At 71.8% G+C, this 4,294-nt stretch carries 3 protein-coding genes; all 3 read right to left on the minus strand.

All coding sequences use genetic code 11. The annotated features are described in order from the left end of the window. Positions 1-63 precede the first annotated feature (63 nt). Positions 64-1,587, minus strand: a complete 1,524-nt coding sequence (locus tag ACFU7Z_RS37060; protein ID WP_380782477.1) for a DUF4153 domain-containing protein — start codon at positions 1,585-1,587, stop codon at positions 64-66. 610 nt (positions 1,588-2,197) lie between these two features. Continuing rightward, complete coding sequence (locus ACFU7Z_RS37065; RefSeq protein WP_380782479.1) at positions 2,198-3,181, minus strand: carbohydrate ABC transporter permease; 984 nt, start codon at positions 3,179-3,181, stop codon at positions 2,198-2,200. Then, the gene (locus ACFU7Z_RS37070) at positions 3,178-4,230 is read right to left on the minus strand and encodes a carbohydrate ABC transporter permease (RefSeq protein WP_079272796.1); all 1,053 of its coding nucleotides are present in this window, start codon (positions 4,228-4,230) and stop codon (positions 3,178-3,180) included. Before ACFU7Z_RS37070 ends, ACFU7Z_RS37065 begins: the two co-directional genes overlap by 4 nt. Positions 4,231-4,294: the final 64 nt, after the last annotated feature.

The following is a 4,294-nucleotide window of genomic DNA, read 5'->3' on the forward strand; positions in this document are numbered from 1 at the left end:
GAGCAGCACGCTCCCGGCCGGCCCTACCGCTGTCCGCGGCCCCCGCCTCCACCCTCGGGCGGTCTACCAGGCCTCGTACGCCAGCCCCGCCTGATCGCAGGCCGTACGGCCGACCGTCGTCGAGTCGACCCGCGGCCGCTCCGCCAGGATCTCCCGGGCCCGGGCGGCCGCGAGGTTGGTCGCGTACCAGGGCTTCGACTCCGCCCCCAGGCGCTGCCCGATCAGCTGCAGCGCACAGCTCCGCTGCGGCTCGGGGAGCCGGTCCAGGGCGGGTACCGCGTCCGCCGAGAGCCCGCGGACGTTGCGCAGGTCGATGGCCGCGGCGCGCGGGTCGTCCCGCAGGGCCTGCTCGTACCGGGTGACGTTCTGCTCGGCGACGATCGCGTCCGGGCCCATCAGGCCGTAGACCGCGACGGTGAGCATCCCGCTGAGGACGACGACGCGCGGCAGCCAACCGGCACGGCGGGTCAGCCCGGCGGCGATCAGCAGCAGGAAGACGGCACCCAGCCAGACCTCGACCACCAGCACCCAGAGCCGCAGCCGGGTGAGCCCGGAGGCATCCACGTAGAACCACATCCGGCCGAGCGCCGAGGCCACCACGGCCAACGCCAGCAGGCAGAGCAGCCCGAGCAGGATCCGCGCCACCCGGCGGTCGGCCACGGTGGTGCGCGGCGCCCAGCGGTTGGCGACCGCCACCACGACCAGCGTCAGCACGGTGATCACGCTCAGCTGCCAGAAGCCCTGCCGGGCGTACTCGGAGCGGCTCATCCCCGTGTTGCTCAGCACGGCGTCCGCTCCGCCGAGCACCACCACGGCCTGGATCACCGCGAAGACACCGAACATCAGGTTCAGCCCGATCAGCGGAAGCGCCCACTCCAGCCGCCGCCGCTCCCGGCCCGGCCGGATCACCGTACGGTCCCAGCGGCGCGGGCCGGCGGCCATGTGCGCGAAGCCCAGCACGGTCACCGTTCCGAGCACGAACAGCGCGCCGCGCCCCGGGAGCTGGTCGAGGTCGAGATCCGGACTGAGACCGCCCAGCAGATCCGCCATGGCGGCGTCGGCGCTGGCGAACAGCAGGCCGAAGACGGTCAGCAGGGCGGCGGCGACCCCGAGCGCCTTGAGCACCGGGACGATCCGGTCGCGGCCGGGCAGCGGCCGCCGGTCCATGCTCTCCCAGACCCAGACCACCGAGGACACCAGCTGCCACACGATGCCGGGCAGCGGGAACAGCACACCCGGCCAGCGACGGCCGCCGTGCAGGGCCAGCGAGGCCAGCGCCAGCGCGCCGACCACGGCCGGCACCGCGGGCCAGCCGGCGTCCCACCGGGCCGGGACGGCGAGCAGGGCGAGGGCGAGCAGGCTCCACACCGTCGTCCAGGGCCGGATCCGGCGCCCGGCCGTCCGGGCGGCGATCCCCGCCCCGACGGCGGTGGCGGCGCCGAGCAGCAGCAGGTTGGGCCCCAGGCCGTCGTAGAGCATCCAGGCCGTCAGCAGGCCGGTGAGCAGGGCCGCCAGGAGGATCTTGGGGGTGGCCCCCGACCGGCGCTCGGGGGCACTGGGGGCCAGCCACGCGGGGGGCGAGGGCACGGCCACGCCGGGCGCCCGGCCCGAGCCCGGCCTGCTCTGCGGGTGGGTACCCGCCAGGCGGTACGGACCGTACGGGTCGAACGCGTCGTACCGATTGGACGACTGGGTCGGACCCGGCGCGACTGGATCGGGCGACCTGGTCGGGTCGGGTGACCCAGTCGATCCCGGCGTGACTGGATCGGGCGACCCGGTCAGGTCAGGTGCCCCAGTCAGGTCAGGAGACTCGGTCAACCCCGGCGCGACCAGATCGGGCGACCCGGTCAGGTCGGGCGACTCAGTCAAGTCGGACGACCCAGTCGCCCCCGGCGCGATCAAGTCGGGCGACCCAGTCGAGTCAGGTGACCCAGTCGGATCGAGCGACTCAGTCGACCCCGGCGAGGTCGAGTCGGCCGACTCGGTCGGACCGGGCGAATCGGACGGGGCAGGCGTGGACGGGCCCGGCATGAGTCCCCCTCAGTGGTCGGCAGGCATGCGGACGCCACCCGTCGGGCGGCCCGCGGACCGGCGCGCTCAACGCCCGGCCGCTGCCGACTGTAGACCATTCTGAACAAGTTCAAAAATCGATTTCGAACGCGTTCAGAATGACCTCACCACCACAGGACTCCCCTGGCTACCCCTTCACCGATCCGGCCAGCAGCCCCCGGACGAAGTAGCGCTGGAGACTGAAAAAGACGATCAACGGAACGATGATCGACAGGAACGCCCCCGCCGTGAGCAGCTCCCAGCGCCCGCCGAGGGAGCCGGACAGCTGCGCCAGCCGCACCGTCATCGGCGCCACCTCCGGTGTGCCGCCCGCGAAGGTCAGCGCCACCAGCAGGTCGTTCCAGACCCACAGGAACTGGAAGATCGCGAACGAGGCCAGCGCCGGGGTGCACAGCGGCAGCACGATCGAGCGGAAGATCTTGAAGTGCGAGGCGCCGTCCACCACCGCGGCCTCCATCAGGTCGCGCGGCAGCTGGGCGATGAAGTTGTGCAGCAGGAACACCGCCAGCGGCAGCGCGAACATGGTGTGCGCCAGCCAGACCGGTGCGTAGCTGCCCTTGAGGTCCACCGCTGGGATCAGCGTCAGCGAGCCCAGGTGCGCACCGCCGGCGAACAGCCGGAGCAGCGGGATGAGCGCCATCTGGAGCGGCACCACCTGGAGCGCGAACACCGTGAAGAAGACCGCGTCGCTCCCCCGGAACCGCACCCAGGCCAGCGCGTACGCCGCCATCGCCGCCAGTGCCAGCGGGAAGACCGTCGCCGGGACGCTGATCGCCAGCGAGTTGACCAGGAAGGGCATCAGGCCGGTGGAGGCGCCGGACCCGCCCTCGAACAGCACCGAGTGGTAGTTGCCGAGGCCGAGGTCCGGATGGAGGAAGGCGTTCCACCACCCGCTGGCCGTCACGTCCTGCTTGGGGCGCAGAGAAGTCACCAGCAGGCCCAGCGTCGGGATCGTCCAGAGGACCGTCATCGCGATCACGAACACCGAGGCCAGCGGACTGCTGAAGGCCTTCCGCACTGGCCGCACCGGCTGCACCGACTTCACCGGCCGCACCGCCTTCACCGACCGCACCGACTCCGCCGGCCGCTCCCGGCCGCCCGTCCCGGTCACCGGACCTCACGCTCCTTCCGCAGCTGCACGATGTTGTAGGCCACCAGCGGCAGCACCGCGAGGAAGAGGAGCACCGCGAGGGCACTGCCCCGGCCGGAGTTGAACTGCACGAAGGACTGCGAGTACATCTCGTTGGCCAGCACCTGGGTGCCGAAGTTGCCGCCGGTCATGGTGCGGACGATGTCGAAGGCCTTCAGGGTGATGATCATGACGGTGGTCAGTACGACCATCACGGTGGTGCGGATCATCGGCACGGTGACGTACCAGAACAGCCGCACCCCGCTCGCGCCGTCCAGCCGGGCCGCCTCCACCACCTCGTCCGGGATCGCCTTGATCGCCGCCGACAGCACCACCATCGCGAAGCCGGTCTGCACCCAGACCATCACCGCCATCAGCAGGAAGGTGTTCAGCGGCTGCGAGAGCAGCCAGTTCGGCGGATCGTCCCAGCCCACGGCGACGGCGAGTTGGCTGAGCAGGCCGATCTGCGGCTGGCCCGGCCCGCGCGACTCGTAGACGAACTTGAAGATGATCGACGCGCCGACCAGCGAGATCGCCATCGGCATGAAGATCAGCGACTTGTACACCGACTGGCCGCGCATCCGGTCGACCAGCAGCGCCAGCACCAGCCCCAGCCCGGTCGCCACGAGCGGCGCGACCACCAGCCAGAGCAGCGTGTTGACCAGCACCTTCTGCACCGAGTCGGAGGTGAGGGCCCAGCCGAAGTTCTCACCGCCGACGAACCGGGTGCCGTCGTCGTTCTGGAGGCTGAGGTAGACCGTGCGGACCAGCGGCACGACCAGGCCGACGGCCAGCAGCAGCACCGCCGGGCCGAGGAACACCGCGACCGCCAGCGGTCGGGCCAGGCGGCCCCGGGCCCGACCGGCGGCCAGGAAGACCACCAGCAGGATGCCCAGGAAGCCCGCGACGGCGCCGAAGGTGTTGCCGAACTTGACCGCCGCGTCGTTCCAGGAGCCGGCCGCCAGGTTCTCGGCGACCAGCCTCCCGGCCGCCGATTCGGCGACGGGTGACGGGAATCCGGTTACGGACATGGCTGCGCTTCCCTTCGGGTGTGGTGGGAAGGGGGGCGGGCGGTGCGGGTGGGTGGCCCCGCAC

The sequence above is a fragment of the Kitasatospora sp. NPDC057518 genome (assembly GCF_042802075.1).
In the GTDB taxonomy this organism is placed as follows: Bacteria; Actinomycetota; Actinomycetes; order Streptomycetales; family Streptomycetaceae; genus Kitasatospora.